Origin of the sequence: Mucilaginibacter terrenus, assembly GCF_003432065.1 — a bacterium.
Classification (GTDB): Bacteria; Bacteroidota; Bacteroidia; order Sphingobacteriales; family Sphingobacteriaceae; genus Mucilaginibacter; species Mucilaginibacter terrenus.
In genome coordinates, this window is the sequence record NZ_QWDE01000001.1 from 899,531 (window position 1) to 923,425 (window position 23,895).

General features: G+C 45.7%; 42 protein-coding genes and 1 tRNA gene. 3 read left to right on the forward strand and 40 right to left on the reverse strand.

Annotation, left to right across the window (positions count from 1 at the left end; genetic code table 11):
• Positions 1–149: 149 nt before the first annotated feature.
• The 3 genes from DYU05_RS03880 (at position 150) to DYU05_RS03890 (ending at position 2,659) form a co-directional block, all read left to right on the forward strand.
• On the forward strand, positions 150–1,154 hold the full coding sequence (locus DYU05_RS03880) for an LLM class flavin-dependent oxidoreductase (RefSeq protein ID WP_117381657.1): 1,005 nt from the start codon (positions 150–152) through the stop codon (positions 1,152–1,154).
• Positions 1,155–1,297: 143 nt separating this feature from the next.
• A tRNA-Leu gene (locus DYU05_RS03885) sits at positions 1,298–1,379 on the forward strand.
• A gap of 101 nt (positions 1,380–1,480) precedes the next feature.
• Entirely contained in the window at positions 1,481–2,659 is a 1,179-nt protein-coding gene (locus DYU05_RS03890) for a tyrosine-type recombinase/integrase (protein WP_133300154.1), read from the forward strand.
• 263 nt (positions 2,660–2,922) lie between these two features.
• Here the strand turns inward: DYU05_RS03890 and DYU05_RS03895 are convergent, their stop codons facing one another.
• From DYU05_RS03895 to DYU05_RS04075, 40 genes are all read right to left on the reverse strand, one after another.
• The gene (locus DYU05_RS03895; RefSeq protein WP_117381659.1) at positions 2,923–3,357 is read right to left on the reverse strand and encodes a GIY-YIG nuclease family protein; all 435 of its coding nucleotides are present in this window, start codon (positions 3,355–3,357) and stop codon (positions 2,923–2,925) included.
• The gene (locus DYU05_RS03900; RefSeq protein WP_117381660.1) at positions 3,354–3,641 is read right to left on the reverse strand and encodes a hypothetical protein; all 288 of its coding nucleotides are present in this window, start codon (positions 3,639–3,641) and stop codon (positions 3,354–3,356) included. Before DYU05_RS03900 ends, DYU05_RS03895 begins: the two co-directional genes overlap by 4 nt.
• Positions 3,619–3,879: a hypothetical protein gene (locus DYU05_RS03905; protein ID WP_117381661.1), complete on the reverse strand. Its 261-nt coding sequence runs from the start codon at positions 3,877–3,879 to the stop codon at positions 3,619–3,621. The genes DYU05_RS03900 and DYU05_RS03905 overlap by 23 nt, the downstream gene beginning before the upstream one ends.
• A gap of 25 nt (positions 3,880–3,904) precedes the next feature.
• Entirely contained in the window at positions 3,905–5,515 is a 1,611-nt protein-coding gene (locus DYU05_RS03910) for an SGNH/GDSL hydrolase family protein (protein WP_117381662.1), read from the reverse strand.
• Complete coding sequence (locus DYU05_RS03915; protein ID WP_117381663.1) at positions 5,515–5,751, reverse strand: hypothetical protein; 237 nt, start codon at positions 5,749–5,751, stop codon at positions 5,515–5,517. The genes DYU05_RS03910 and DYU05_RS03915 overlap by 1 nt, the downstream gene beginning before the upstream one ends.
• A 2-nt stretch (positions 5,752–5,753) precedes the next feature.
• Complete coding sequence (locus DYU05_RS03920) at positions 5,754–6,902, reverse strand: DUF5977 domain-containing protein (RefSeq protein ID WP_117381664.1); 1,149 nt, start codon at positions 6,900–6,902, stop codon at positions 5,754–5,756.
• Position 6,903: 1 nt separating this feature from the next.
• Entirely contained in the window at positions 6,904–7,686 is a 783-nt protein-coding gene (locus DYU05_RS03925; protein WP_117381665.1) for a hypothetical protein, read from the reverse strand.
• Positions 7,686–8,096, reverse strand: coding sequence for a hypothetical protein (locus DYU05_RS03930; protein WP_117381666.1), 411 nt, complete (start codon positions 8,094–8,096; stop codon positions 7,686–7,688). Before DYU05_RS03930 ends, DYU05_RS03925 begins: the two co-directional genes overlap by 1 nt.
• 1 nt (position 8,097) lies before the next feature.
• Complete coding sequence (locus DYU05_RS21460; protein WP_117381667.1) at positions 8,098–8,625, reverse strand: glucosaminidase domain-containing protein; 528 nt, start codon at positions 8,623–8,625, stop codon at positions 8,098–8,100.
• Positions 8,626–8,689: 64 nt separating this feature from the next.
• A complete protein-coding gene (locus DYU05_RS03940; protein ID WP_117381668.1) occupies positions 8,690–9,187 on the reverse strand; it encodes a glycoside hydrolase family 73 protein in 498 nt (165 codons plus the stop codon).
• A 112-nt stretch (positions 9,188–9,299) separates the two neighbouring features.
• The gene (locus DYU05_RS20995; protein WP_165851987.1) at positions 9,300–9,464 is read right to left on the reverse strand and encodes a hypothetical protein; all 165 of its coding nucleotides are present in this window, start codon (positions 9,462–9,464) and stop codon (positions 9,300–9,302) included.
• Positions 9,464–10,060: a hypothetical protein gene (locus DYU05_RS03945; protein WP_117381669.1), complete on the reverse strand. Its 597-nt coding sequence runs from the start codon at positions 10,058–10,060 to the stop codon at positions 9,464–9,466. Before DYU05_RS03945 ends, DYU05_RS20995 begins: the two co-directional genes overlap by 1 nt.
• A 117-nt stretch (positions 10,061–10,177) precedes the next feature.
• Positions 10,178–10,597 (reverse strand): hypothetical protein, encoded by a 420-nt coding sequence (locus DYU05_RS03950; RefSeq protein ID WP_117381670.1) that lies wholly within the window; start codon positions 10,595–10,597, stop codon positions 10,178–10,180.
• A 2-nt stretch (positions 10,598–10,599) separates the two neighbouring features.
• Positions 10,600–11,802: a hypothetical protein gene (locus tag DYU05_RS03955; protein ID WP_117381671.1), complete on the reverse strand. Its 1,203-nt coding sequence runs from the start codon at positions 11,800–11,802 to the stop codon at positions 10,600–10,602.
• Between the two features lie 4 nt (positions 11,803–11,806).
• Entirely contained in the window at positions 11,807–12,211 is a 405-nt protein-coding gene (locus DYU05_RS03960) for a hypothetical protein (protein WP_133300155.1), read from the reverse strand.
• On the reverse strand, positions 12,178–12,579 hold the full coding sequence (locus DYU05_RS03965; protein ID WP_117381673.1) for a hypothetical protein: 402 nt from the start codon (positions 12,577–12,579) through the stop codon (positions 12,178–12,180). The genes DYU05_RS03960 and DYU05_RS03965 overlap by 34 nt, the downstream gene beginning before the upstream one ends.
• Before the next feature lie 67 nt (positions 12,580–12,646).
• Positions 12,647–13,417: a hypothetical protein gene (locus DYU05_RS03970; protein ID WP_117381674.1), complete on the reverse strand. Its 771-nt coding sequence runs from the start codon at positions 13,415–13,417 to the stop codon at positions 12,647–12,649.
• Positions 13,418–13,477: 60 nt separating this feature from the next.
• A complete protein-coding gene (locus DYU05_RS21000; RefSeq protein WP_165851988.1) occupies positions 13,478–13,630 on the reverse strand; it encodes a hypothetical protein in 153 nt (50 codons plus the stop codon).
• 194 nt (positions 13,631–13,824) lie between these two features.
• Positions 13,825–14,094, reverse strand: a complete 270-nt coding sequence (locus DYU05_RS03975) for a hypothetical protein (RefSeq protein ID WP_117381675.1) — start codon at positions 14,092–14,094, stop codon at positions 13,825–13,827.
• Positions 14,091–14,285, reverse strand: coding sequence for a hypothetical protein (locus DYU05_RS03980; protein WP_117381676.1), 195 nt, complete (start codon positions 14,283–14,285; stop codon positions 14,091–14,093). The genes DYU05_RS03975 and DYU05_RS03980 overlap by 4 nt, the downstream gene beginning before the upstream one ends.
• Positions 14,282–14,857 carry a hypothetical protein gene (locus DYU05_RS03985; RefSeq protein ID WP_117381677.1) on the reverse strand — a complete coding sequence of 192 codons (576 nt, stop codon included), beginning with the start codon at positions 14,855–14,857 and terminating at the stop codon, positions 14,282–14,284. Before DYU05_RS03985 ends, DYU05_RS03980 begins: the two co-directional genes overlap by 4 nt.
• A 3-nt stretch (positions 14,858–14,860) precedes the next feature.
• Complete coding sequence (locus DYU05_RS03990) at positions 14,861–15,067, reverse strand: hypothetical protein (RefSeq protein ID WP_117381678.1); 207 nt, start codon at positions 15,065–15,067, stop codon at positions 14,861–14,863.
• Positions 15,057–15,251, reverse strand: coding sequence for a hypothetical protein (locus DYU05_RS03995; protein ID WP_117381679.1), 195 nt, complete (start codon positions 15,249–15,251; stop codon positions 15,057–15,059). The genes DYU05_RS03990 and DYU05_RS03995 overlap by 11 nt, the downstream gene beginning before the upstream one ends.
• Positions 15,252–15,257: 6 nt before the next feature.
• Entirely contained in the window at positions 15,258–15,419 is a 162-nt protein-coding gene (locus DYU05_RS21005; protein ID WP_165851989.1) for a hypothetical protein, read from the reverse strand.
• Positions 15,419–16,036 carry a hypothetical protein gene (locus tag DYU05_RS04000; RefSeq protein WP_117381680.1) on the reverse strand — a complete coding sequence of 206 codons (618 nt, stop codon included), beginning with the start codon at positions 16,034–16,036 and terminating at the stop codon, positions 15,419–15,421. The genes DYU05_RS21005 and DYU05_RS04000 overlap by 1 nt, the downstream gene beginning before the upstream one ends.
• Complete coding sequence (locus DYU05_RS04005) at positions 16,026–16,337, reverse strand: hypothetical protein (protein WP_117381681.1); 312 nt, start codon at positions 16,335–16,337, stop codon at positions 16,026–16,028. The genes DYU05_RS04000 and DYU05_RS04005 overlap by 11 nt, the downstream gene beginning before the upstream one ends.
• Positions 16,337–16,639, reverse strand: coding sequence for a hypothetical protein (locus DYU05_RS04010; protein WP_117381682.1), 303 nt, complete (start codon positions 16,637–16,639; stop codon positions 16,337–16,339). Before DYU05_RS04010 ends, DYU05_RS04005 begins: the two co-directional genes overlap by 1 nt.
• A gap of 1,079 nt (positions 16,640–17,718) precedes the next feature.
• A complete protein-coding gene (locus DYU05_RS04020; protein WP_117381684.1) occupies positions 17,719–17,916 on the reverse strand; it encodes a hypothetical protein in 198 nt (65 codons plus the stop codon).
• Between the two features lie 83 nt (positions 17,917–17,999).
• On the reverse strand, positions 18,000–18,833 hold the full coding sequence (locus tag DYU05_RS04025) for a DNA adenine methylase (protein ID WP_117381685.1): 834 nt from the start codon (positions 18,831–18,833) through the stop codon (positions 18,000–18,002).
• Entirely contained in the window at positions 18,817–19,053 is a 237-nt protein-coding gene (locus DYU05_RS04030) for a hypothetical protein (RefSeq protein ID WP_117381686.1), read from the reverse strand. Before DYU05_RS04030 ends, DYU05_RS04025 begins: the two co-directional genes overlap by 17 nt.
• A 10-nt stretch (positions 19,054–19,063) precedes the next feature.
• On the reverse strand, positions 19,064–21,433 hold the full coding sequence (locus DYU05_RS04035) for a primase-helicase family protein (protein WP_117381687.1): 2,370 nt from the start codon (positions 21,431–21,433) through the stop codon (positions 19,064–19,066).
• The gene (locus tag DYU05_RS04040) at positions 21,426–21,650 is read right to left on the reverse strand and encodes a helix-turn-helix domain-containing protein (RefSeq protein ID WP_117381688.1); all 225 of its coding nucleotides are present in this window, start codon (positions 21,648–21,650) and stop codon (positions 21,426–21,428) included. Before DYU05_RS04040 ends, DYU05_RS04035 begins: the two co-directional genes overlap by 8 nt.
• Positions 21,651–21,704: 54 nt before the next feature.
• Complete coding sequence (locus DYU05_RS04045) at positions 21,705–21,911, reverse strand: hypothetical protein (RefSeq protein WP_117381689.1); 207 nt, start codon at positions 21,909–21,911, stop codon at positions 21,705–21,707.
• A 3-nt stretch (positions 21,912–21,914) separates the two neighbouring features.
• Positions 21,915–22,352, reverse strand: a complete 438-nt coding sequence (locus DYU05_RS04050) for a hypothetical protein (RefSeq protein ID WP_133300157.1) — start codon at positions 22,350–22,352, stop codon at positions 21,915–21,917.
• Positions 22,349–22,633, reverse strand: coding sequence for a hypothetical protein (locus DYU05_RS04055; RefSeq protein ID WP_117381691.1), 285 nt, complete (start codon positions 22,631–22,633; stop codon positions 22,349–22,351). Before DYU05_RS04055 ends, DYU05_RS04050 begins: the two co-directional genes overlap by 4 nt.
• Positions 22,630–22,851, reverse strand: coding sequence for a hypothetical protein (locus DYU05_RS04060; RefSeq protein ID WP_117381692.1), 222 nt, complete (start codon positions 22,849–22,851; stop codon positions 22,630–22,632). The genes DYU05_RS04055 and DYU05_RS04060 overlap by 4 nt, the downstream gene beginning before the upstream one ends.
• Positions 22,844–23,038, reverse strand: a complete 195-nt coding sequence (locus DYU05_RS04065; protein WP_117381693.1) for a hypothetical protein — start codon at positions 23,036–23,038, stop codon at positions 22,844–22,846. Before DYU05_RS04065 ends, DYU05_RS04060 begins: the two co-directional genes overlap by 8 nt.
• 20 nt (positions 23,039–23,058) lie before the next feature.
• Entirely contained in the window at positions 23,059–23,298 is a 240-nt protein-coding gene (locus DYU05_RS04070; protein WP_117381694.1) for a hypothetical protein, read from the reverse strand.
• A 7-nt stretch (positions 23,299–23,305) separates the two neighbouring features.
• A complete protein-coding gene (locus DYU05_RS21010) occupies positions 23,306–23,476 on the reverse strand; it encodes a hypothetical protein (protein ID WP_165851990.1) in 171 nt (56 codons plus the stop codon).
• A 17-nt stretch (positions 23,477–23,493) separates the two neighbouring features.
• Positions 23,494–23,811 (reverse strand): hypothetical protein, encoded by a 318-nt coding sequence (locus DYU05_RS04075; protein ID WP_133300158.1) that lies wholly within the window; start codon positions 23,809–23,811, stop codon positions 23,494–23,496.
• Positions 23,812–23,895 lie beyond the last annotated feature (84 nt).

Genomic DNA, 23,895 nt, shown 5'->3' on the forward strand with positions numbered 1-23,895 from the left:
CAATAACTACTTATAAAACAATAGGTTAGTAACTTATTATAAATACGATAACATGAACTCGCTTTTATTAGTGTGTAAGCAAAGTCATTTGTGAACAATTGACAATTGTTGAATTTACCAAGCATTATTTTTGAGGTAAATATCTACATATGTCTAACACACTCTCTCATATACCTTACTCAGTACTCGATCTGGCAACTGTGGTACATGGCCAAACCCCTGCAGATACATTCCCTAACAGTCTTGACCTTGCACGCAACGCGGAACATTGGGGCTATAACCGCTATTGGTTTGCCGAACACCACAACATGATGAACGTGGCAAGTTCTGCTACCTCAATCCTTATTGGTTACGTAGCCGGTGGTACTAAAACTATCCGGGTTGGCTCCGGTGGTATTATGCTGCCTAACCATTCTCCGCTGGTTGTGGCAGAGCAGTTTGGTACGCTGGCATCGCTCTACCCGGGCAGGATAGATCTCGGCTTAGGCCGGGCACCGGGCACTGATCAGCTTACCGCATTAGCCATAAGGGGCGAAAACTTTAACGCAGCGTTTAACTTTCCAAAAGATGTAGAACGGTTGCAAAACTTCTTTTCGGCAGATAACGCAGACGCTAAGGTACGGGCCATACCAGGCGAAGGGTTGGATATCCCAATATGGATATTAGGCTCCAGCACAGATAGTGCACGCCTTGCTGCCGCCAAAGGCCTCCCCTACGCATTTGCAAGCCATTTTGCGCCAACTTACTTCTTGGAGGCCATTGATATTTACCGGGAGAACTTTGTACCCTCTGTCCACTTAGAAAAACCGTACATGATGGCTTGCATCAATGTTGTGGCTGCGGATACTAATCAAGAAGCCGAACGACTGGCAACATCTGTACAATTGTTTATAAAAGGCGTGGTAACAGGCAAACGACAGTTGCTACCACCACCTATTGACAGTATGGACGGTGCCTGGAACATTTACGAGCAGGAAGCTGTTGAGCAAATGTTGTCATACGCGATTTTTGGGGGGCCACAAACGGTTAAGGACAAGATGGGAGCATTAGTAGAACACACCGGTATTGATGAGGTAATGGTAACATCACATATCTTCGACCATAAAGCAAAACTGCGTTCTTACGAAATTTTGGCTCAAGCAATGCGTTCTTAAACGCTAACCCGACGTATTTTTTACATCATTAGTGCTGATGTAAAATTTAATTCAGACATAATGAGGCACATAGCTAAAAAATGAAAGTTCTGTTTTAAAGTTTGCTAATTAAAGCTATCTTTGCCAACTCTTAAAAACCAAATGCGGAAGTGGCGTAATTGGTAGCCGCACCAGACTTAGGATCTGGCGCCGCGAGGCGTGGGGGTTCGAGTCCCTTCTTCCGCACTATACCGCCTTTACAGCAATGTAGAGGCGGTTTTTTGTTTTTTGCGTCACTAATTGCGGCACTGCCGGACAAATATTCTTTAGCAAAACCTAATATAGACATGGCGACCCCGCCCTATACTCCTGCTCACCTGGTAAACAGCGAAAAGCCTGTAACTGAACGCTGGTACATCGTTTTTTGGGTGTGGGATGCACTTAAGCAAAAGAAAGTTCGCAAAAGATGCTACAAGGTCAACCTGAAAAAAACCAAAATGGAGCGCCTGGCTTACGCAAAAACACGTATTGCCGGTATCAATAAACTGCTTGCGGAGGGTTACCATAGCAACCCGAAATTACTCCGGGAAAAAAAAGCGGCACTTTATGCGGATCGCACAAAAGATTATTCGATCTATGATGCCTTTAAATACATCCTGCCGGTTGTAAAGAACTCAAAACGGCCGGCTACATTTAACAGCTATAATTCCTGCACGAACTTATTTCTTGAATTTTGCGAGCTGGCCGGATGGACTGGATGGAAGCTGCGTACCCTTGAAAAAGTTGACATTATATCATTCCTGGACTATGTACAAGCGCCGAAAGAGGGCAAAGCCGGTGTTTCTAATGCCAGCCGCAATAAATATCTTAGCTACCTGGCTGCTATGTTTACCATGCTGCAGGAACGGGGTGCCCTGGACAAAAACGTTTGTCACGGTATCAAGTTCCTGAAAGAAGAAACGGGCGGCAATATTGCGTACACTCCCGAACAAATAGAGGTACTTAAAGCTGCTATAAACGAACAAAATCCCAGGCTTTGGCTATTTGTCTCGTTTATGCTTTACGGGTTCATCAGGCCCGCAGAAATAGGCCGTTTACAGGTACGTATGATCAACCTTAAGACAAAGGAGATTAAACTACCCGGTACCATCACCAAAAACGGGAAGCCGCGTACTGTAACCATTTCGCCACACTTCGCCGAATACATCAGCTCTATGAGCCTGGAGCTTTACCGGCCGGATCACTACGTTTTTGGTATTAACCTGGTTACCGGCGCTATACCCATCCAAAAGAATTACGCAAACCTCTCACATTCAAAAATTGCCCGTAAGCTGGGGTTTGGAAAAGAATACACGTTATACAGCTGGAAACATACCGGCGTGGTGCTGCATTATAAAGCGGGGATTGATATTAAGACCTTGCAAAAGCAGATCGGGCACCAATCGCTACACGAGACCGATATATATTTGAAATCGCTTGACCTGTACGAAAATTCGGAGATCATTGATAAAAGCCCGGCGATTTAAACACCAATGCCATATAAAAAAATATGCCCGCTGATCAGGCGGGCTTAGCAAATATAATCTTGGATCGGTTGTTAAATCTACCTTAAAGCGGTTTTTGCTTTTGGCAGCGTGCTAATTAGACAGCAAAGGAATCATTAAGTTTTAATTATTTTAGAAAAACAAAGGCCCGGGTACTCTCGCAGTCCCGGGCCTTTAACCTAAACCTTATCACAATTATATGGCAAGAGCCATGTAATAGAGGCGGCAATATAGAACATTAAAAACTAAAACGGGCATTCCTGCTCTACCGGTTCAAAATCGTACTCTTTAATGCACTTTGTATCTGCCAGGGTAAGCGTGTACTGGGAATATTTTACATCGTTGTCTCGCGGTTGATACTTTATAATCAGTGCGCGTTCTAGCCTGGCAGCTTGTCCAGGTGGACAAAACACGATGCGAACTGTGTACCGGTTGCGCTTCATGCGGTTTTTGTAAGTTACCCGGTCGGATGGCGGCTTTACCTTCTGTGTGCGGTAATTTATATCGTTCCAGGTTTGAAAATGCCGGTAAAGCGTTTTATAGAGATCTGTTAATGATACGCCGATGTATACCAACTTATCATTTTCCTTGATAAGATAAACCCCGGACCGTTTTGCGGTCTCGGGGAATGATGTACGGCCGCTCGGCTTATATGGCGGATGGTAGCGGAAAACTTTCACTTGTGCGTTTGATCGTTGTCGATGTTTACGGTTGCCGGCTTTACCTCCGCTTTCATTTCCAGTATCGATACCCGTTTATCCAGGTTATTATACAGCGCGTTTGCGCTCTCCTGCTTAGAAGAAAGGGTATTGATGGAATTAGTTAAGCCGCTAATTTGTGTTACCAGGGCATCAACTTTAAAGGAGTAGGACAGGTAGCTAATGTAAAAACCGCTTAAAAAAGTAAGGAGTGAGAACAGGTAAGGCAGCACCTGCATTAGCTTATTTGGTGTCTGCGGTGGCATCGCTGTCGGTTTTAGTGGCTTGCGCCTGTATAACGCTTGCGGTGCTTACCGCGCCGATGATCTTTGCGGCCGTTAGTACTACTGCAGGCAGCACCAGGCCCGCGCCGCTGGCAGCTACTACTATACCCGCCGCGCCGGTGATCCATAGGCCAATTTTGCGTACTTTCTTCCAAAATGGCGGGGTTGGTGAAACAAGGCGATCAATCACATTGCTTACCGATAATGTGTCTTTTTGCATATATAGTTTAATTAATTAGGCTTGGTTAAAATGGCCCCAATGAGGCGTTGAGGTAACTACCGATAAAATCGTGACCGGCATTATTAGGGTGGATGCCGCTGATAAAATCCTCTCCCCCACTGGCGAACATGGCTGCTTTCATATTAAACACCCTTGTTATACCTTTGGCTGCGGCTACGGTAGCCACTCGTTGGATGTATTGATCTTGCAGCGCGGCTAAGCCCGGATGCTGGTCGGTATCGGTTGTACTCATAGCGTAGCCCGATATTATTGCCACATCATCGGGCTGATAACCGGCCGCAAATATCTTATCGATAACGGCCGCGTAGTTTGTAGCAAACATTTCGATGTTCATAGTGCCGTACAGGTTATCGTTACGGCAATCATTTGTACTAAATGCTAAAAAGACTTTGGTATAATTGCCGCCTTTTGGTATGAGGTTGTTTATAGCCGTTGTATTACAATCAACTATCGTAGTACCGTTTACGCCCCAATTCTTTTCAGTGGCGCGGCGGTAATAGGTTATCGCTTTTGACCAGGCATGATATGCCGGAGCAGCAACTTGCCCAAACGTGATGCTATCCCCAAAAAACTGGAAAGTGTTATAAGGAATCTCGCCTTTATTTCTGCCGATCAAGAATGCCCATTTTTCAATTATATTAGTCATGGTCACGCTTTCGGCATCTGTTAAGCCAGTAGACAGAAAAAACAAACCGTAAGTAGATGTACTGCAACCACCTGCATGATAGGCGTTATCACTGTTTAAGTTGCCTAGCCAAATGTCCTTACCTGCAAAGGTGGCACTCGGCGTATTATTTTTTGTGGATGTAAGCAGCTTTACCCCTCTCGAATAGAAATTCGATAAGTTTGCGGCCTGCATGTTCATGATATTAAGGCCCGAAATTGCGGCACGGTTCGCCGCGCCGGTCGTTTCCTGCTGGTACCATTTGTACCAAATGAAATTGGGTAGAGAACTGCCATATTGATATGTGCCGGAGTACTGTACACCATAGTCAAACCCGCCTCCGTTACCAATAAGGTATAATCCGGAACTGATATTGTTCTCACCAAAATCACTTAAAAAAATACCTGTTTTTAGACTGCTAGCACCATCGAAAGAGATACCATAACGGCCGAACGTTGCACCAAAAGCACCGGTCGGCACCAGGTCGTATGTGCCGGGGTTTACAGCATTAACAAAGTTATTCGCGTTGGTAGGCCCCAAAAACGGATATAGCGCCCTAAGCTTATTATAGATGCCTGCCGCCTTTAGTTCAACAAACATTTGATTAACGGCACGGATTACCCTATCAGATGCCAAAGGAAAATCTTCAGGGTTGTTACCCGCTGTGTATGTTTGGCCTGGCTGTATGCCTGCTGCTGTTAAGTATGCCTGAGCATCATTGTCAACTACTAAACCCGAAAAAGAAGTAAAATTTACAAGTACAGCGCTTGGCGGATTGCCGCTAATTGACTTTACACGAACTTTTAACTTACCGGCCGGAATATCAGCATTCAGGTTGCCATCGATAATGGTGTATGTGCCGTAACCGTTGCTTATTGTATTGCTGTTACTACAGGCGATCCAGGCGCCGCCGTTAATTTGATATTCGTGATCTGTAATTGGTCTGATCATTAGAGTGTACCTCCCGTAAACGTAAATTTGTAGTTTTCATCATCGACTATGCCGTTGGTAGGTGGCTCCGGCCTTGCCACGGCTAATTTGTAGCGTAATTCTCCTCCGGGCGTTTTGTACAGCGTATAATTTGGCAAGTCGGTTGCCGCTTCTTCATCTGCATAAACGGGTGCCGCCTCAATTGCAGAAGCAAATAGGTCGGCTATTTCTGATTGTTTTAGAAATCTGTCGCTCATGATTAATAGTAAAAGGGTTCGTTTGCCGAAAGCACGAATGTTTGGCCGTTATAGATTGGAATTTGGATAGGTATACCACTTGTAATGGTACCGTTTTGCATGGTGCTATCAGAGGGATCATAGAGCCACCAATTTTCAGTTTCACCGATGTTACCTATGTTTACTTCAAATCGGGTTACACCTGGTGCATTAAAGGTTCTGCTCTGATTATAGTTAACACTATATACCTGGCCATTGGCAAGGGTAACCTTTACGGGCTTGCTGTAAAAATTAGTTATGATAAAGCTTGTGGGCACTATAGTACATGATCCGGTTGAGTTGGCGTAAGCTTGTCCGTCGTTGTCAAAGGCCGGATCATTAGCTGCCATGTTATCAGCTGTGGCCTGATCAGTTGTACTTTGATACGTTTTAGAGAATGACACTACCGTGCCGGCATAACCTACTCCGCAATCGTTCCGAGTAAAATCCGCTGATCTTATAGCTGTATAGGTTACAATCTCACCCAGGGTAACATCAGGATTGTAGAAAGCATCTAAATAATAAGGCTCTGCTCCGTTGTTTACTGGCAGGTTGAACCCATCTTTACTCACGATCTTAACCGCTCCTGTTGTCTCGATCACTAAGAACATTTCTATGTTGCCGGTGATCAAATATTTTTTTAGCTGAGCTTTCGGGCGGTTGTTGGCAGGGATCGTTCCCAGGGTAATTGTCGTGCCGGCAAAAGCAGCATCAAGGGCAAATTGCCCCTGCACGTAAGTTATCGCCCTGGTAGGGAATGAAGAAAGATCCGTTTTAAACGATAACCCCATTTGGTCAACAATAGCGGCGTGGTAAGCGCCTAATTTTGTCCATACACCAAAATTGCCGGATATTAGCTGTACGGCATCATTATCGCCCTCGCCATCACCGTTACCGCCTACAAGCTCCCAGGTTACCAGGTCGTTTTTTAGCCTGTAAGTGCTTTGGTCGGCAATAACATAGCAATACATGCCGGCCTCTCTAAGCCAGGCTCCTATAGCATCCCTATCGGCAATGGTAGCGCGGGTGTGGTGCCCGCCCTTAATCTCACTTTGATATGCTGCCGGGTACTGATCTGCGCTATCATTGGGCCTTATAGGCGCTGCAACTAACGTTCCTGTATTCTTTGACATATCAATTTATAGTTACGCTGGCTAAAGCCGAATTATAAAAATTATTGGAGATCCAAACATCCATCACGATAGTAGCGCCCTGGCTGTTTACAAAGTTGCTTGCGGATCGCACTTTTGTAAATGCAGTGTTTGCAAGGCCGTTGATCACATATGATGGCGTACCGAAATATGAAGGGAACGCAAAAAGCAAGTAAGTACCACCGCCGCCTAAATTCGCATAGTTCTTGAAACGATCTTCGCGAAGCTCTGAACCTGCAAGACCCAAAATATCAGCATCCAAAATAGGATGAGCGCTACTGCCATCTTTGGTGGTAGTTCCCCAAAACATACGCGGCATGTAAGTTACCGTTGCTGTTGCATCGCTGCTTAATGTGCCATCTGTTGCAGTCATGCTCTTAGTAAACGTGCCGATGGTACCGGGAAAGTTTCCGTTTTGTGTACCGGCCTGGCTGTCGCCTGTTGGTACTTTAGCAACGCCATCGACTGTAATGCCGGTGATTGCATTGCTTTGCCTGGTAACGTTCCAGGTTAAGGTATAAGCGGCGCTCTGCCCTATCTCCCTCACCGGATTATTTACCGTTAAAGCTGTTATAGGTGCTACCGGCGGGTAAAACACGTTTTCGAGCATTTCGATAACGGTTAAAGCATCAGGGTTGACACCAATTAAACCCGGCGTTTGGCGGGTGATAGGGCGCTGTCCATTAAAAGCTGAATCTCCGCCGCCACTACCACTACCGCCACCGGTGTTTTTTCCCTCGAATAACCTTGATCTGTTGGTTTTCATTAGATGCTGAAGTATTGTACATTCAATTTGTGCTGCAGGCCATCAGTAGATATGATGCGGGTGTTTGTCAAGTCCTGCAAGCCTATGATTTCAATGATAGAACCCTCATAAATAGGGAGGCCGGATGCTACACCGGGCCAGGTTCCATCCATCCAAAAACGAGCTAATACTCTGCCCGGGGTTGCGCCCGGTGCCGGCTCCATTACCATAATAGCAGATTGAGCACCCGGTGTGATCGGTGGCAATACGCACGTTTTTGTAGCATCTAAACGCATTGTACCGTTACCAATGGCACGTTTTACAGATGCGGTAAGAAATAAACCGGTTGTTTGCGCCGGTGCTGCCGGTTCGGTGGGAAACTCAGGGCCTTGCCCTCCTACCGGTATATCATCATCAGTTTCAAAAGCCATCTTATCCGAATAAATTTTGTAATGCTAGGGTGATACCTGGTTGAGCTGCATAAGCCAGGCCGTTAGTATTTTTTTCCTGTTCGATGCGTTGCATCTCTCTATCGTACCGCTCCAGGTTGTAAGCTTTGATGATCGCGGCTAATTTTTTGGCGTATACGTCGCGATCAGGCCCGGCATTGTAACCGGTTTTTTGTATGGCTAATACCTGCTCATAAGGACTTTTTGCAGAGGTGACACCCTTAAGCCTGTAAAGCGGGCGTTTTAGTAAGTTAATGTGTGACTGAATGGCTTCGCTCACACTATCATAAAAGCGCCAAAACCTACCGCCTTTTACAGTTTGCTTGCCGGTACTTTTTGTGGCCGAATGCCCAAACAAGTTGTTAAAGAAACGGGCCTGTTTAGATTGGCCGGCCGCGCTCTCCTGAATGGCCTGGGCAATTACTACCGATGGAAATACGCCGGTGTTTACACAAGCAGTTACTACATCAGGCGCGATTTGTTCTGCGAAAGTTTTTGCTATGGCTGACATTGTTAATCTTCAAATACCAGGTAAATGATCACTACCGCGATAGCTAGTGCAATTACCCAGGTGATTAGGCTTTTTTTTTAATTGGTTCGGGCTGGGCTGTATCGTACTGCTTAAGGTTGTAGCTATTGATTATACCTACAATCTTGGTTGCGTACTGCGGATCGGTGGCATAACCTGCGGCCTGCAGTGCTTTTGCCTGCGCTTCCGGGCTTGCGGCCGTAAATACTCCGGCCTTAGTATACCTGCTGTTCTTTTTTAAAAAGTTGATGCGGTCTACAAAGCCATCAATTAACGAGCTGTACGACCTGAAAGCACCTTTTACTTTAGTAGCTACGTTTCTGATATACTCGGTAGTTGGCAGGTAAGCTATCGCGCCAGTCCAACCGGCTGAGGCTTTAATACCAAAGTGATTATTGTACTTCTTAGCTAGCACACTTACACCGTTGCCACTTTCTAGCGCTGCCTGGGCAATCATCACCGATGGAAACAAGTTTGTGCCGGCCGCTGCTTCTACAGCATCGGCGGCAATTGACTTGATGTATTTTAGGCGCTGACCGTCCATTACTTAGTTAAACCTTTTAGGTTGTTTTTCTTGAAATCCCAAACCAGGAACACTACAACCGCTATCAGTACGATAGGGCCTGCAAGCTTTTCTAATTGATCGTTTGACATGATTATTTAAAAAATTTGTTGTAAAGGATAATTACCAATATGCCGGCGCAAACGTATGCGAGGCTTAGATCGACTATAGTGCGGGTGCTCAGCTCTACGTTAAGCTTTACATCCGGGAGATCTGTATTACCCAGGATAGCACCTAGCACGGTTCTTTTTTGTTGCATTACCAACCGATGTTTAGTTTATAGATGCGGTTTACAAGGTCTACTTTGCCGTGATTATCGATGTTGGCTTTGTACAAATTGCTTTCGTAAAAGCTGCGATCCTTGCGGTACTGTTTCCAACACTGCAGGGTTTGTATAAAGTCGGCATCAGGCAGGGCGTTTATAGTAGCCAGGGTGGTATTAATGTAGCCAGTGGTGCCTAGCTTGTTTAAAAAGCTTGCGGCCTCACGATCTGCACGGTCCAAAGCGCCGGCATACTGCTGTATCTTATCGGTAAAACCGCTGCCGAAAACAACATCGTAATCTTTTACCAACGGCCCTTTTTTGGTCGGACTGTAAAAGCCGGCAATGCTCAAACCTTGTAGTATAGCCTTTTTCGCTGCGGCCGGTAGGCTTGCTTCACCTTGCACAACACGCATAACGCGCTTGCCAGGTAATTGCTTCTCCGGGGTTGGTTCAGGTTTCCCAGGCGCTGGTTTTGATGCCAGCGCCTGTTCTATACCTGTAATTTTCTTCCAACCGAAGAAAGCTAGAGCGCCTGCAGCAATGATGAATAAAATAGCGGCCAAATTGCCGTTGCCGTTGCCCTGGTTCATCGGCTTACTTTTTAACTACGTGATACTTTTTCCAAAGGAAATAGCCGGCAACTGCTACCACTGCCGCGATCAGGATGTACTTTGTGTTGTTTGACATGATATAAATTAATTAAGGGGTTATTTGAGGTTTATAGAGCGTAAACGGGCTAGCAGCTTAGATTTGATGGATGAGGTAAAGAACCCGTAAGTGTGGATCACTTCATCATCTATCCATTTGGTTAAGCTGCCGGAACCTTCGCGCCCGTATTTTTTATTGAATGTGTTATACACCAATACCAAAAGATCATCAGTTGGCAGGTTATAGAGCTTTTGAAATGCTTTCTCCTTTGTGGCCGGCGAAGTGAACAAACCTTTCATTACCTCATGCAGTTCATCGGCAAGCGGATTAGGGTTATAATTGCTAGGTATGGCCTCGGTACCGTGTGGGTATGCTACATCAGGAATAAACGTTAAACCGGCATTCTTGCCCTTGTAATACAGCCATACTGCAAAGCCTATCACTGCCAGTACGATAACCAATATCAGATTGCGGCTCATGACTAGACTTTTTTATGTTTAACGAGATAGTAACCTATGCCCAGGAATGCGGCTAGCGCCACGAAAAGCCAAATGCTAGGGCCGCTTTGTACCGGCTCGGGCCGTGGGCCTAGTGCATCTTCGATAAGCTCCCGGGCGCTGCTGCGGTTTGGCTGATCTGCAAGATCATCCAACTGCGAACCGTAGGCGTAATCATCCTGTAAATCGGGGTTGTATTCCTGGTCGATATCGCCTAGCTCCGGGTTCCAGTCCTCGTTTGCAGCGCCGTAAGCACCCGCGCCCCAATTAGCCGGCATAACTACTCCGTTGGACATATCGGTTTGCTGATCGAGGCCCGCTTGTGATGCAAGCACCTTTAACCCTAGCTTTATGCCTTTACCGGCAAGCTTACCAAGCCCTACAGCACCCTTACCGATGGTTTTACCCACAAAGCCGCCTACTTTACCTACCGTTTTACCAACGAACTTACCGGCCTTTCCTACCGCCTTAAACGCGCTGCCAATAGCTTTGCCGATCTTCTTGAAGTTGATACCCAGGAAATCGCTGTATACATCTTGTTCGGCGGGTGTTAGGCTGTTAAAGAATGCCTGGTGTTTATGCAGATCAGCTTCACTTAAGCCGGTAAAATCTGAATAGTCATCACCGGTGTAATTTGAGGGCTGCGTTTCTACCAGGTGGTTATGGTATACCCGGTTAGTTAAAATTCGGGTTGGAACGTGCAATACTCCGCTTTCACCTGCTTTTTTAATGATGGCGGCGAAGTTTGGCGCTACAGCATCCAGGTCGATACCCATATAGTTACTGTAAAGATCACTGCCGGTAAAATCATCATTGTCAAGCTTTTCAATTTGACCGTATGGCGTAAGGTGCCTTATGTAGAACTTACCAGCGCTACCAACGTTATGAAGAACGAACCTGCCTGCGTTACCAAGGGCGTGACCTACCTTCTTAAAGTTGATGCCTAGGAACGCGCTTTCATCCAGGACATCTTCGCTGTCCCAAAAACGCGGCTCAAATTCGCTATCATCATCAGCATCATACGTATTGATTGAAGCTACTATACCGGTTTTTGGTACCTGGTTGTTATTGCTCGAACCTACTGTGGGTGCCGGAATCGGCATTGGTGCGGCGTATACCGGCTGTCCAACGTTGGGAACGCTGTCCAGGATAGTCGGTGTGGATGTAGTGTCGGAATTTGCGATCATTGTGCTAAATATTTGTGTTACCGTAATGCTCCCGGTCGTATTCCTTTGCTCTTTCAAGCTGCAGGTACATTCGCCAGGCATGTTCCGGCTTTTGATCGTTAAGTATTGTTGTTAGTGCCTTTACAGATGCATTAAGGGAGTAACCCATATCTGCATACTTTTTAAAGGCCCAATCATCTACCTGCATTTCGTCGGTGCTTTGCAGCACCACATGCCCCATCTCATGAAGCATGATAAATAACCGGTGTTCTTTTGGCAAAGCTTTCATATGCTTATAGCTTAAGAACATCTCACCGGTGCGGCGGTTAACCCTTGCCGGTGTCGCGCCCAAATCGGGCACCCAGGTTACTTTTGTTATTTCGGTAGCCCATCCGTTCACCTCTTGTGCCCTTGCGACATGAATGCCCAAATGAGCAAACCTGCCAGTATAAAAAACACCACTTTGTTAATCCCCAGGATGCGGTCGTTATCGTAATAATCGTAACCATCATCAGGGTACCCGTAGGCCCGTTGCGGTATTATCGGGTTGCGGTAAGCTCCCAGGCGCTGTTTGCCCTTCACATCGTTAATGATATTGCTTGTGCCCAGGCTAATACGTGCAAGGCCGTCAATAACATTTTGAAAATTTACAGGGGTATCATCACCGGTAAGGTTTGAGAATTTAGAACCAGGTAACAGGCTAAGCAGGTCGTTTACGAACGGTTGGCGAAACACAGCTGCTGCGTTGCCTACGTTGCGGGGTGTAACATCCGCATCGATATCGTACCGTGTAAACAATTGAGCAACAACTCGGGGTTGCTGCTCAATAAGTTTTTTAATTCTCTCTAGTAACACGTTCTAAGGATTAACGGCCCCTAAAACTTGATACTGCTGCTACTGTAGTTTTGGCGCGGGTTGCTTTTGAGCGTAGCGCTTTTGCCGGGTTAAGGCTGGCTCCGAAGATCAGGCCGATGTTAACGGATGAGCTACCTAATACCTGGTAAGATATTTTGGTTTGGTTATCCATGTAGAAAGCCTCACCAACGGTTATTAAAGTAGTGTTAGGGTTGGCTTCGCTTGCATAGATAGCCGGGTTAATGATCTTGCTCTCGTGTACAGAGAACGGGCTTTCCTTTTGGATGGTCAACACACACTCAAACTGATTGATGTTTGATGTAGAGATCTTGAAGCCGGCTACCAGCGTAGGGTAATTACGGATAAAGTTGTTGAACAAAAGGATTGATTGCGGGTTACCGGTACCGGTTAAACCTGAAGCTCCTGAAGCATCGTTAAACGCACCATCAGCAATTAAGCCAGCTGCTGCGAAAACCAAGCCAGGGCACAATAAAGCGGTACGGGTGGCCGCGTTACCATTGGTTAAGGTTAGGTTAAAAATTTTACCCTTGTGGATGGCATCCATAAAGCTGCCGTTGCTTTCGCCCGAAAACTCTAAGAAATCGTCACCTTCGCCGGTGTAACCGCTCATGCCGCCGCTAAAGTTAGACAGTCCGGCCGCTTCGTTTTCCAGGTCTTCGGCTGTATACCTGTTAGCGCGGCCTAAAGCTGCAACTGCGCCCGGGCCTAATCCTGCGCCTAAAAAGGCCACTGAACGGCCTGCATAAATTCCTCTTTTCATGTGGTTCTTAAAAAATAGTTTGTTGTTGTAGGGGTTGAGTACTTTGCTTTGATTACCGGGTTAGATCACGCCTATTTCATCGTTCCCGATGTAGTGAGCTACTTCGCCATTTTGTTTGGTAACCTTTTTGGTAAGGTATTTTTGTAACAGGAACAGGAGAACACCTGCAAGCACCAGGGTTACAAGTTGTTTTTTGTCGATTAAACCGAGCATAGTTTTGTGGGTGTGTTGATTGATTAAAACCAAACTTACCACCGCCCGGATGCCGGCTTACTACTTAGGGACATGAACGCGCTTTATAGCACATTATCAGTACATAACGGGAAAATCGGGCATAAAAAAGGCCGGTACCTGGTCAGTGGTACCGGCGTGAGATCGCGGTAAAAATGAAAGAAAAACCCGCGATTTTATTCAAGCTCCTGGGCAAGCATAAAGCATAAGTATGCTATTAGCCGATCCTGGCTTTGCAGTTTAGCTTCTAAGGTTACTTTGATCATGTAAGCGCCCTGGTAAACCACCTGGCCGCCCGTTTGATAAAGGATAAGATAATAGATGTAACCGAGCGGCGCCCGCTGCTTACAGTAAGTTGATGATGCTATAAACTGCAATTCGCCTTTTTTCCAGGCTTCCTGCAGTGTCTTAATGGTTTCGATGTTTGGTACTACGTTTTCGCTCATGGTGTGCCTAGATGGTCAACAATTTTTTGTACTTGCTTTGGTGTGTATGTTTTGCCCTCGTACGCTCCCAGGTCGGGAACGCCGGCAAGCCACTTGTTAAATGTTTTCACCGACACGCAGTAAGCCTCCCTCAGCTCCTTTTTGGAACAGGCCCGGATAAGAAATGCGGTTCCAATGTGTACGGTGGTCATATCAGGGTTTCAACGGTGATACTGTAATAATTGTCCGGGTGAGCGTTCACCTTGTTGAATGCTGCCAGTACCTTTTCGTAGTTAGGTACTCGGTTGCGGTACATGCCCTGGCTAAATGTTTCCTGTGTTTTCAGCAGGGTTACATAGCTGATCATCTCCCAAAAGAAAGGCGGCACCCGCTTCAAGCTATGGAAAGTAAAAATGAGATCAACGCGAAACATCCTATGATCTACCAGGAACGTTTTTATTTCCGGCCGAACGTTACCCTCAATGTATTTTGTGCAATCCTCGAAAATTACTAAGCCATCGCGGAAATCCCGGGCAATGATCAGCAAAGTTTCCGTGCTTGGCGTACCTAACAATCTTACTACACCTTTTCGCAAAAGCTTCACCTGGTTAATGGTGATCTCTTTAAACTGATTGTATGCCGGCGAACCGTTTACATCAATAATGAGCACCTTACTATCAGCCGGGTAAGCGCTGGCAATTTTGGCAAGCTTGGTGCTTTTGCCGGTTCCCTTACGGCCTACAACAATGCCGGTAACATGCAGATCGCGTGTTTTCGATGCCATCTACTAGAAGCGGTTCTTTTGAGTGATGTACAGATCGATGCTCCCGGGCGTAACCTTGCTTTGTTTTCGCATGATCTTATGACCGGCTTTCTTAAATATTGCCTCGGATTGTTCGAGCTGCTGATCACCAGGCGCGAACGTTTCCTGGTAAACGTAATCGTTGCCGAATGCTTTCAGCGTAGCGGCCGGCGTGGTTTGGTTAGTGTCCATCGTTTTCGTGCTGTTTAAACTTGCGGAATACATCTAAAAAGGCTTTGGTACGCTGCTTAATGATCATCTCGAAATTAGATAGCTCCCATTGCATGAGCGCTTTCAAGCCGAAAACGCGGTTTAAGGTGATAAGCGATACCATAAGGATGAGCAGCACAATACCCAGGGTTACTTTTTGTATCATGGTTGGTTATTTAAGCTCTACGTGCGGCATGGTTTCAGCGGCAAGTTCCTCGTATTCCTGCTTTGGTTTACGGGTTAGGATGTAAGCAGCTGTTAAGATCAACGCAACTATGCCGGTTGCAATGATCACCGCTTTTGGGGCAAGCCATTTTCCGGTGTTTTCAGTCATTAGTCGGTACCTCCTAATACTGTAAACGCCCGGGTGCCCAACACTTCACCATAAGCCAGGATAAGGCCCATTGCTGGGCTAACCTTAATTTGAGTAGTACGCGCATAGATCACCGTTGCATCGGTTAGGCGTTGTTTTTCCTCCGGTGAAAACGGCAAAGATTTTACAAATTCTTTATGCCTGGCAAGCTTAGACATAGCGATAGCTTCCTTACTACCAGTCGGGTAAACGGTGGTACCGCTATGATCTAGCTTGTTAAGCATTTCCAATTCGGTTTCCTCAAACGCTTTGTTACGCTTTATCATTGCAAACAAGGTTGATTGCAGCCCGTTAAGCATGTTTACGCCTATTATGGCTAGATCATCCGGGCTAAGGCTTTGAGGCTCGTAGGGTTGCTCCTGGCTGTAATCAGTAGGCGGCGTATCCCAAACGCCCGGGCGCTGCTGTTGCTGTTGTGGCTCCGGTTCGGGTTCAGGGTCAAGCTCTACCACGTTTTCGGTGGTATCAGGTGAAAACACCGGTGCTGATATTGCGCCGGCTACGGGCTTGGCTAAAACAGATGTTAAGTCGATAGGGCTTTCGTCGCCTGCCGGTGTACGCGTTCCTTTATTGCTCATTTTGCTTTGGTTTCGCTATGTATTTTTCGAGTACCGGCACGATGGCAGATAGCTCCTTTAATTTCCTTTGGTCGTTGATAAGCTTCGTGATCACTGGTACGATGCTCATAAGCGAAGCTTTGCCCGAAAACAGCCCTTGCAAGCCATTCAGCACATTTACCAGGATAAGGATATCCGCTTTTATTTCGGCATTTTGCTCTATAAGGGCCTGCAACTGATTAGCCGGCACCGTTACTGTTTCCACGGGTTCCACCGGGTAATTGTCAAACTCCGGAACTGGCTCTCTACTATTATCTTCCATTACTTAGTTGTAAATGATTGCAAAATGTCATCCTCGATATGATCCAGCATATCCAGGCAAAGGCGAACGATATCGTATGTCCTGCCATCTTGTTTTCGGGCTGCTAACGCGGAATTGATGCGGTTGTACTCCCTTTCAGTTGCTCGACCGGTAAACTGCTTGTTTTTTGGTTCCTCTACGGTTGCAAAGCGGTTTCGCGGTAAAGCTGCGGGGGCCGGGGCGCTATAACCTTGTGAAGCATCCGGTTCCGGCCCCTGGGGAGGCAGCTCGTTATTTAGCGGGGGTTGGTTTTCGATTGTCATTACCGGCCTTTCCGTTTAGCGCGTTTTTTCGCTTGTTTTCGGCTATGCAGGCGGTTTGTATGCTTGCCGCGTGATGATTTGCCAAACCAAATCGGCGAGCTAGGCATATCAGGGATATAACGGCTTAGGCCGGATAGCAAGCCACGAAATAAATTTGTACTTCTTATGGAAGAACGTTCTGTAGGATAGTTTTCGGCGGCCTTTGGCCGATTTATTTCAGGTACCGGCCGGTGAACAGCCGGCGGCGGTGGTGGGGTGTGCATATAGAGTTTAAATTAATTAGGCAAATAAAATTCTGCACGCAAAAAGGGCGTTTTCGCGGCGTAATCAATAGTTTACCAAAGTTTAGCAATTACCTGCCGGCATTATATCAGTATGCTTGCCAAATATTCTATGGTAAGCACGTGCAGGTAAAAGAGGGAAAAGAGCAAAAAACAGGTAAAAAGTAATTTATGCAGAGTTGCGCAAACCTGCTGTTACGCTGTTACACTGTTACAAATGATGTACGTACGCTGTTTTCCAGATGGTTACGCCGTAACAGAGGCGTAACAGCTTGTAACAGCACCGTAACAGCTTGTAACAGCATTTTTAGTTAAAGTGTTACATCACTGTTACGCATTTAACTCCCAATTAATCAGTATAGTTGCTATTCTTTTTTGTTATGTGTAACAGTGTAACACTATATTTTTTATAATTGAATATTATATATAAGAAGCGCAGAATTAAATTTTGTAGGCGCGGTAAAAAATTTTTTTGATGGTCGCCCCCCTCCCCGCATGATCAAGGCCGCGCGTTTCTCGAAAAAACAAAAAGGCGGTCGCTCCCGCTCCCGGTTGTGCCTTGCTCGCTATCGCTCACGAAGGCATTAAAAGGTGTTCGCTATCGCTCACGTGTGCGCTGCTACGCGAGCGCCTTATAAAGCGGGAAAGCCAATGATTGTGCCAATTTATTAGCTCTTGAACTGTCTGATGGCTTAGGATGAGCATAAACGCAAAATGGTGATTAGTCTTGCTTTTAATAAGTAGCAAGTCTAATCACCATCGCACATTTACAAGGCCGACAATGGGCGTGAAAGTAGTTTAGTCAGTCGCGCGATCAATCATGCCTTTTAAATCGTCGTAATGAATGTCAGCGGGATAAAACACAACATTGTTGCCTTCTTGTACATAGATATTGGTTTTGTAGCCGGCGGGTTCAAATCGAGTAATAAAGTGAACGTTAATTGATACAACATTGGAATTTGATCCAACGATTTCGATAAAAGGATTTTTTTTCATATTATTTATTTCTTATGCAGCTAAGGTCGATACATACATTTACACCTGCACTATTGACACGTGTCAAACTTTTTAATTTGTTACTAAAACGCCGTAAGCTGTTTGCTTTCGAGCTTGTAGTTCATAACAAGCACTTCAATTTTATTGCCCCTGGTTAAGGTGCTGTCGGTGTAGTTGCGCCGTGCAGGGCTTGCTTTAGTAATCTCCTTGTAAATCCAGCCGAATTTATCAATGTAGTCCTGCAGTAGATTGCTTGGAAAACCGTGCAACATAAATTTACCTTTTAAGTTACCGCTTGTATTTAGCAATTCTTCGTAATTTTCTCTTGTCCAGCCTTTATAATGGCCCTGATCTGTATCGGCGTATGGCGGATCTAATTGAAAATAACTATGGGGTTTATCGCGGCTTTTGATCACCTTAATTGCATCGTCGCACTCTATTTGTGTTAGCTCTAAACGTTTTACCAAGTCGTAATTAAAGCTTGCCTTACGGTTAATCAGCACTTGGCAATCTTTGTTCTCTGTGCTGTCATATTTCCAACCACCCGTTAACTTGCTTATAAATGAGCAATTACATAGGTACCAACACGCCCAGGCTAGCTTAACTTCATCATACAAGCCTGGATTCTTGAATATATAGCCGGCTTTGCGGTGTATGCTCCTGGAAGATAGCGAGGCTTCTACTTCGAGTTTAAGATCATCGAACCGGGTTTTAAGTACCCTGTAAAAGTTGATTACAAAATCATTCTTATCGTTAATAACCTCGATCTCCGATGGCGGCTTTGCAAAGTAGACAGCCCCTCCACCAAAAAAAGGTTCGCAGTATAATTTATGATCCGGAATGAGCGGCAATATATCGTTAAGCATATTTTGCTTACCGCCGTAATAGGTGATCGGGGTTTTACAGTTGATTGTCATTGTTTGATGGTGGGCTGATGATAGGCGGTAAAAGCCTGCTTTCGATGTCCTCTAAGGTGACCCCGAACTCTGCTTGCCAAAAGGCAAAGTGGCGGTGATCAATTGTTACTATAACGTTCCCGTTAGGCGTTTCCATGAAAAGATAACCCTTATACCAATTGCGATTCTCTAAGCTCTCTGACAAGCGTTGAAAACGCCATACATTTAGTACTTTGTTCATGTTTTATATGCTAAAATGGTAAATCGTCGTTATCGTTTGAGGTGTGCTTTTGGGTGCCGCGCATAGATACAATAGCATCGTAGTCCATGTATTCAGATAGTTCTTCCCGGATCACTTCTTCCGATACAAAATCCTCAATCCTGAATGTATAGCACCTTAGATGTTTTGTACAGGTAGATACGGCGGTGTTTAGGTTAATATCCGGCTCGTTGGGCTGTTTCCAGCGGCCGAGCTTTGCTACAAGGCCGAACTTCTCTTTTAATTGCGTACGAATATCATCAGAGCGGAACTTAACGGCCTTGTTCGCAAACCATAGCTCAACTTCTTCGTGGGTAAAGTAGAGCGTGTGATACTTGTAATGAAAAAACTTGTTAGTTAGGATAACCGTTAGTTCTTTCTCAAACCACCCGCGCGAATTTTCTTTAACCTGGTTGCCGATATCGGTCGCTAGATCATCCGGGTGAAACCAATGCCGGCTTACTTTCTTGTGTAATATCTCCCGGGTTGACAGATAAGCCAGGAATGCCGGTATTTCGGCTTGTATCTTTTGCCTGATATCGGGATCGATGGCTTTAAGTTGCGGTACCTCGTTAATCCAAAAGCGGGTTTCTTCCTTGTCTACCTTGACAAAGTTTTTATCGTTGGTAGTGATCCAAAACTTACCAAAGAATGGTACTGGCTTGCGGCCGGCGTACATACCGCGTAACTTGATCTTGTGAGCCGTGCTTAATGATTTTAGCTTTTGCAGGGTTTTGTTTTTTTCGATAATACCCTCGTCAATGCCGATAACTAGTTTTGTGGCCCAATCATCGTTTAAGTGATCTTCCAGGATATCGCCGGTTATTTCGGTGTAGTTGGCTAAAAACATATCCTCCGCGATCCACATGCCGGTACTTTTGCCGGTGTTGCGTTTTTCGCTGAACAGCACCACAATTGGCAGGGCCTGCGTTGGATGGTTGTACAGGATGGTGTAATAGTCGAGTATCAGCTCGTAACTTGTAAAACCCGATGCCAGTACACGTTCGCCAAAAAGGTGTTTTAAAGCGCCCTCGATAGTTGACCAGCCGCCCGGTTCAAGCTCGTGGGTAAGCGGATAATACACGTTAAAGCAACCGAACGGTGTTTTTTCAAACTTTTCGGTATTGCAAGGCACGTTACAAAAGGCATCGTACTTGTCAACCGATGCAAGAAAACCCTTGCCATAGTCGCGCTCGATCTCAGTAGGCGACCAAATTTCGAGTTGCGGCTGCAAAACGCCGTTTGCATCCGGGATCTCGATCATTTTGTAATACTTAATGCCTATACGCACGTACTTGTCTGTATCGGCGTGTTTTAGCAGCTCTAAGCCTACTTCGGGATTAAACTTATAAGTAGCACCTCCGAACACAAATTCGCGCTCCTTAATAAGCTGCTGATTGTTTGCATAAAATGCAGATGGTACGTTGCGATTAAGGCTTAACCAAAAATGATCGCGGATCTTCTTAGGGGTTAAGGTGCCCAGGTTAATTACATCGAAGTACACCTTTGCGCCGCCTAAACGGGCAATATCATCAGTAACAAACTTAACCAGGTCGGGATTTTCGAGGCGCTTCTTGTAAAGCAGATCATCCAGTCCCTTTATGCTTTCTTTGGGCTTATCCGGTTTGATGTTATCTAGTTTAAGGTGCCCGAAAAACACATCACGGATGCCCAGGGTATCGTTTTTTACCGCCTCTCTAAAGTTTACGGCCGTAAGGAAAAAGCCGTGCAGAGATTTTTGAAGGTCTTTATACGGTTCTTCTTCCTGATCCCATTTTACCTGCAATGTATCGGCATCCAGTAGCAATAAAACATTGGTAACGGTACAATCGCGCACGATGGCCGCAATATCCGGGTGCAGGTTCTTTTTATCGGCATCCCGAAAACTATCTTTACCACCCAGGCCGATTATGTCCAGGCCGGCTAAACTGCCGGTATAGGCTTTAAACTCACCCTCGGTAAGTATCAGCGTGTCGATGTGTTCTTTCGCCTTAAACTTTTTTACTACTGCAGGCGGGTGAAAAATGTGAACGCCGGTACCGCGCTCCTGGAAGTACTTAACGTTGCCGGCCGGCTGATGCTCCGGCGAATAACGTACACGTGTAAATGGTACTTCGCTGCCGTCGATCGGCTCCGCTCCACCGTATAAACAAGGGTAATGTATAACGATGTTGCTGTTTGGGTCGTTAGCATCTGCCGGCGCAAATATCGGCTGCTTAAAATCCGGTGATGGAAAGTCGCCCTCTACAACAAAGTAGTGCTCGGAAGTGTCGGTTATACCGATCTCGAACATGCGCTTTTTGAAATAGGTATCGATTGTTGCAGGGTCAATCTTTGTGACCTTTTTGGATTGTTTAGCCATTGATAAGTTCGGAAGGTTGACAGTTGAATATGTTGCAGAGCTTTAGGAACGGGTCACTCGGTATGCTGAATTTAGCACCTAGTGGGGTGTTCATCCAGTTGTCAAGCGTTGTCTCGGTGATGTCGAGCTCAATGCAAATCAGGTAACGGTTTTTGGTTATTTTACCGTTCATAGCATACAGGAATTTCCGTATGCTGTACTTTGGTGTAGGGCACATAGTTAAATTAAATTAGTAGGGAGTAGAGTTTTATGCTATAGGCGGGTGCTTTGGTTACCAGTTACGTCGATCTTCTGCATCCCATTGAGCAAGTTTGCACATCACATAAATTATCCATCCAATTACCAGGGCCATAGGCACCGTAAGCAGCCACCAGGGCGCTCCGATATAAACGGATATAGTGTAAGCGCCAAAGATCAGAAAGCAAAGTGCCGCAATAACTATTACGGCGATAGCGGTTTTTTTAAGTAGGTTAAGCATGGTTTATTTGGCTATTTCGTACCCGAAAGGCACAGTGTTAAACAGGTTGACAGATGGATTTTTAAGGCGTATGCGGTCGGGGATCACTGACCGGATGCCGGCCTCCTGGTTCTCTAACAGGATGTAACTAAGCTCCTGGCTGGCCCAATTGGAAACCTGATCTTCGTACATCGTTAACAGCTCTTTTTTGCCATCAATAGGGTGCAAGCCCATATCTATATGGCTCATAAACACGTTAAGCTCGTTCAACTTAAAATGCCTTATATCGCGGATAATGGCTTTGCCCAGGTAGTTTTCGTTAATGCCATCCCGAAGCTGAAAGTAGATATCGTAGCTCTCCCCTACTTTGTACCGTGCATCATCCCGCAAACGGATGGTGGTGTAGCTCGGGCAAATGAGCTTATTGTTATAGTTGAAATTAAATTTGATGTACTGGCTCATTGCTCCCCCCTTTCCTGCCTGTCTGCCTCTTTCATTGCCTCTGCGCAATCGCTACAGTAACTGTCGCCGGTTTCGGGATCAATCCCGGCTATTTTTCCCTCTAAAATGTGGGCACCACACCCGTTACAACTGTACACGCTTATGCACGTACCTTTTTCCGGGTACATGTAATCTGCCGTATGGTTTGGGTAAATTTTAGCGGCTAGTTCAAGCGCGTGTTCAGGTGTTTCGGCATCAACTGTTATAGAAACATGCCAGTGCATGTCAATTCCGTATTTCATGCTGCAACCTCCCTTACTTCGCTATCAGGTATCGAAAAGCTGTAATGCATCCAGATGTACAGGTAATAAAAATCAACTAAGTACATACCGAATGCCTCGCCGTACTCAATTACCAAACGGAAGCGGCCATCAGGTGAAAAAAAGGTGCCGGTACCGTATTCTTTAATAGCTTTTACGATCTCCGGGCGAAGCTCTGCTGTAGATGGGTATTTATCCATTATGCTGGCCCTCCGGGATATCATCGTAAAAGCTATCAAGCTCATTAATTACTTCGCGGTAATCCTTACGTAGCAGCGCCTGTGCTGCCGGATCAACCGTTACCGAAATTTGCGCTTCCAGGGCCTCCCGCTTTTGGATCAACTCCCGTTTGCGGGAAAGCGTACCAGGTTCTGTTTTAAAGTCCATTTTCTCAAAAATTTTATAAGTTAAAAATTGGTTAGGCTTACAAATTGGAGATCGTGAGCTATGGTTTTTTCGAGCTTTTTCATGCTATCTTCTATCAGATACATGCGTAACAAAGCCCTTTTAAGCTCTATTTCTTCTACCGGTACCACCTCGATATCATCATCGGTTACATAATGATCAGCAAGGCCCTGGGATAAAACTGCGAGCTGATCTTTTAGCACGTGGTATTCAGCAACGGCGGCGGCTATATTGGCGTTCATGGCCTGGCTACCTGCTTAGGTTAGCACCCTTTAGCGACCTTGCAGCTATATGACCATTAAGGTCCAGGTATATTTCATAATTGCTATCGTTGCCAAATAGCTCTACGATCTTCTTTTCGGCATCTAGCAGTTCTTTTCCTTTAAGCTGTTCAGCTTGCTCAATAGTGTAATTTGTCATGGTTATAGGTTTTAAGGTTATTTGCTTAGGCTAAAGTCGCCGGCAACATCGTCCGGTTCATCCGGGCGCTTGCTAATCGGCACTACATCTACATCAAAATTTCGCAGTTCGCCGGCTTGCAAATCGAAAAAGCGTTCGAGCTTTAACACGGCCGTGTGCGGGATATCCTGCTTATCTCCTACCTCCATTGCCCGGTAGTTATTTAGCGTGGCCTGGCTCACGCCTAGCAGAGCCGGCAGAATATGCAGGGCCTGCTTATGCTTCTTAATTGGCAGCTTATCCAGCGCCTCGTTAATGCGATATTTTTTATTGCTGTTCATCCTTCTTATTCTCATTTGTTGTGATACTATAATGACACTTAACGCTTAAACTAACAGCAGCTATTTAGCTCTAACCGGGCATACAACTTTATCACACAT

Excerpts from the sequence above, each read along its gene's own strand:
- DYU05_RS03880 (WP_117381657.1), top strand. The coding sequence starts at position 150 with ATGTCTAACACACTCTCTCATATACCTTACTCAGTACTCGATCTGGCA.
- DYU05_RS03890 (WP_133300154.1), top strand. The coding sequence starts at position 1,481 with ATGGCGACCCCGCCCTATACTCCTGCTCACCTGGTAAACAGCGAAAAG.
- DYU05_RS03900 (WP_117381660.1), bottom strand. The coding sequence starts at position 3,641 with ATGCCACCGCAGACACCAAATAAGCTAATGCAGGTGCTGCCTTACCTG.
- DYU05_RS03905 (WP_117381661.1), bottom strand. The coding sequence starts at position 3,879 with ATGCAAAAAGACACATTATCGGTAAGCAATGTGATTGATCGCCTTGTT.
- DYU05_RS03910 (WP_117381662.1), bottom strand. The coding sequence starts at position 5,515 with ATGATCAGACCAATTACAGATCACGAATATCAAATTAACGGCGGCGCC.
- DYU05_RS03915 (WP_117381663.1), bottom strand. The coding sequence starts at position 5,751 with ATGAGCGACAGATTTCTAAAACAATCAGAAATAGCCGACCTATTTGCT.
- DYU05_RS03920 (WP_117381664.1), bottom strand. The coding sequence starts at position 6,902 with ATGTCAAAGAATACAGGAACGTTAGTTGCAGCGCCTATAAGGCCCAAT.
- DYU05_RS03925 (WP_117381665.1), bottom strand. The coding sequence starts at position 7,686 with ATGAAAACCAACAGATCAAGGTTATTCGAGGGAAAAAACACCGGTGGC.
- DYU05_RS03930 (WP_117381666.1), bottom strand. The coding sequence starts at position 8,096 with ATGGCTTTTGAAACTGATGATGATATACCGGTAGGAGGGCAAGGCCCT.
- DYU05_RS21460 (WP_117381667.1), bottom strand. The coding sequence starts at position 8,625 with ATGTCAGCCATAGCAAAAACTTTCGCAGAACAAATCGCGCCTGATGTA.
- DYU05_RS03940 (WP_117381668.1), bottom strand. The coding sequence starts at position 9,187 with ATGGACGGTCAGCGCCTAAAATACATCAAGTCAATTGCCGCCGATGCT.
- DYU05_RS20995 (WP_165851987.1), bottom strand. The coding sequence starts at position 9,464 with ATGCAACAAAAAAGAACCGTGCTAGGTGCTATCCTGGGTAATACAGAT.
- DYU05_RS03945 (WP_117381669.1), bottom strand. The coding sequence starts at position 10,060 with ATGAACCAGGGCAACGGCAACGGCAATTTGGCCGCTATTTTATTCATC.
- DYU05_RS03950 (WP_117381670.1), bottom strand. The coding sequence starts at position 10,597 with ATGAGCCGCAATCTGATATTGGTTATCGTACTGGCAGTGATAGGCTTT.
- DYU05_RS03955 (WP_117381671.1), bottom strand. The coding sequence starts at position 11,802 with ATGATCGCAAATTCCGACACTACATCCACACCGACTATCCTGGACAGC.
- DYU05_RS03970 (WP_117381674.1), bottom strand. The coding sequence starts at position 13,417 with ATGAAAAGAGGAATTTATGCAGGCCGTTCAGTGGCCTTTTTAGGCGCA.
- DYU05_RS21000 (WP_165851988.1), bottom strand. The coding sequence starts at position 13,630 with ATGCTCGGTTTAATCGACAAAAAACAACTTGTAACCCTGGTGCTTGCA.
- DYU05_RS03975 (WP_117381675.1), bottom strand. The coding sequence starts at position 14,094 with ATGAGCGAAAACGTAGTACCAAACATCGAAACCATTAAGACACTGCAG.
- DYU05_RS03980 (WP_117381676.1), bottom strand. The coding sequence starts at position 14,285 with ATGACCACCGTACACATTGGAACCGCATTTCTTATCCGGGCCTGTTCC.
- DYU05_RS03985 (WP_117381677.1), bottom strand. The coding sequence starts at position 14,857 with ATGGCATCGAAAACACGCGATCTGCATGTTACCGGCATTGTTGTAGGC.
- DYU05_RS03990 (WP_117381678.1), bottom strand. The coding sequence starts at position 15,067 with ATGGACACTAACCAAACCACGCCGGCCGCTACGCTGAAAGCATTCGGC.
- DYU05_RS03995 (WP_117381679.1), bottom strand. The coding sequence starts at position 15,251 with ATGATACAAAAAGTAACCCTGGGTATTGTGCTGCTCATCCTTATGGTA.
- DYU05_RS21005 (WP_165851989.1), bottom strand. The coding sequence starts at position 15,419 with ATGACTGAAAACACCGGAAAATGGCTTGCCCCAAAAGCGGTGATCATT.
- DYU05_RS04000 (WP_117381680.1), bottom strand. The coding sequence starts at position 16,036 with ATGAGCAATAAAGGAACGCGTACACCGGCAGGCGACGAAAGCCCTATC.
- DYU05_RS04005 (WP_117381681.1), bottom strand. The coding sequence starts at position 16,337 with ATGGAAGATAATAGTAGAGAGCCAGTTCCGGAGTTTGACAATTACCCG.
- DYU05_RS04010 (WP_117381682.1), bottom strand. The coding sequence starts at position 16,639 with ATGACAATCGAAAACCAACCCCCGCTAAATAACGAGCTGCCTCCCCAG.
- DYU05_RS04020 (WP_117381684.1), bottom strand. The coding sequence starts at position 17,916 with ATGAAAAAAAATCCTTTTATCGAAATCGTTGGATCAAATTCCAATGTT.
- DYU05_RS04025 (WP_117381685.1), bottom strand. The coding sequence starts at position 18,833 with ATGACAATCAACTGTAAAACCCCGATCACCTATTACGGCGGTAAGCAA.
- DYU05_RS04030 (WP_117381686.1), bottom strand. The coding sequence starts at position 19,053 with ATGAACAAAGTACTAAATGTATGGCGTTTTCAACGCTTGTCAGAGAGC.
- DYU05_RS04035 (WP_117381687.1), bottom strand. The coding sequence starts at position 21,433 with ATGGCTAAACAATCCAAAAAGGTCACAAAGATTGACCCTGCAACAATC.
- DYU05_RS04040 (WP_117381688.1), bottom strand. The coding sequence starts at position 21,650 with ATGTGCCCTACACCAAAGTACAGCATACGGAAATTCCTGTATGCTATG.
- DYU05_RS04045 (WP_117381689.1), bottom strand. The coding sequence starts at position 21,911 with ATGCTTAACCTACTTAAAAAAACCGCTATCGCCGTAATAGTTATTGCG.
- DYU05_RS04050 (WP_133300157.1), bottom strand. The coding sequence starts at position 22,352 with ATGAGCCAGTACATCAAATTTAATTTCAACTATAACAATAAGCTCATT.
- DYU05_RS04055 (WP_117381691.1), bottom strand. The coding sequence starts at position 22,633 with ATGAAATACGGAATTGACATGCACTGGCATGTTTCTATAACAGTTGAT.
- DYU05_RS04060 (WP_117381692.1), bottom strand. The coding sequence starts at position 22,851 with ATGGATAAATACCCATCTACAGCAGAGCTTCGCCCGGAGATCGTAAAA.
- DYU05_RS04065 (WP_117381693.1), bottom strand. The coding sequence starts at position 23,038 with ATGGACTTTAAAACAGAACCTGGTACGCTTTCCCGCAAACGGGAGTTG.
- DYU05_RS04070 (WP_117381694.1), bottom strand. The coding sequence starts at position 23,298 with ATGAACGCCAATATAGCCGCCGCCGTTGCTGAATACCACGTGCTAAAA.
- DYU05_RS21010 (WP_165851990.1), bottom strand. The coding sequence starts at position 23,476 with ATGACAAATTACACTATTGAGCAAGCTGAACAGCTTAAAGGAAAAGAA.
- DYU05_RS04075 (WP_133300158.1), bottom strand. The coding sequence starts at position 23,811 with ATGAGAATAAGAAGGATGAACAGCAATAAAAAATATCGCATTAACGAG.